The organism is Bradyrhizobium sp. BRP22, assembly GCF_020194175.1.
Taxonomy (GTDB): domain Bacteria; phylum Pseudomonadota; class Alphaproteobacteria; order Rhizobiales; family Xanthobacteraceae; genus Bradyrhizobium.
In genome coordinates this window covers 1-426 of sequence record NZ_JADYVX010000129.1, presented here as the reverse complement: position 1 = coordinate 426, position 426 = coordinate 1, and the positions used below count along the sequence as shown (strand labels likewise).

The 426-nt window shown below is 60.1% G+C and carries 1 protein-coding gene and 1 pseudogene; one reads left to right on the top strand and one right to left on the bottom strand.

From position 1 onward, the window contains the following. Window positions 1-122 (bottom strand): transposase (locus I6F35_RS39685; protein ID WP_225122976.1); only part of this gene is annotated, 122 nt, incomplete at its 3' end. An 81-nt stretch (window positions 123-203) separates the two neighbouring features. Between I6F35_RS39685 and I6F35_RS39680 the strand changes: the two are divergent. Beyond that, a pseudogene (locus I6F35_RS39680) lies at window positions 204-426 on the top strand (hypothetical protein); the annotation flags it as partial.

Below are 426 nucleotides of genomic sequence, written 5' to 3'. Positions count from 1 at the left end.
CAATTGTAGATTGTCGCCTCGGAGATTCCATGCTTGCGAGCCAGGTCGGCAGTCTTTGCCCCAGCCTCATGCTCCTTCAACACCGCGATAATCTGCTCTTCCGTGAACCTTGCTCGCTTCATCTGTCGGTCCTTCTTCAGGCCGGACTCTAACTCGATCTGGAGGAAATACGCAGTGGCAGGTCACTGGCACTGGCACGGCGGGTGCTTGAGCAGAAGCAGCACCAGCGCGGCCCGAAACTCTATTCGCTGCATGCGCCGGAGGTGGAGTGCATCGGCAAGGGCAAGGCGCACCGGCCCTACGAGTTAATGGCATGGACCACGCCCGCTCTCAGCGGCAACGTGCAGCCCGGCGGGGGGCAGCAGCAGGAGCGCAAGCCATGTCGAATACGAACCTTGTCACAATCGGCATCGATCTCGGGAAGAA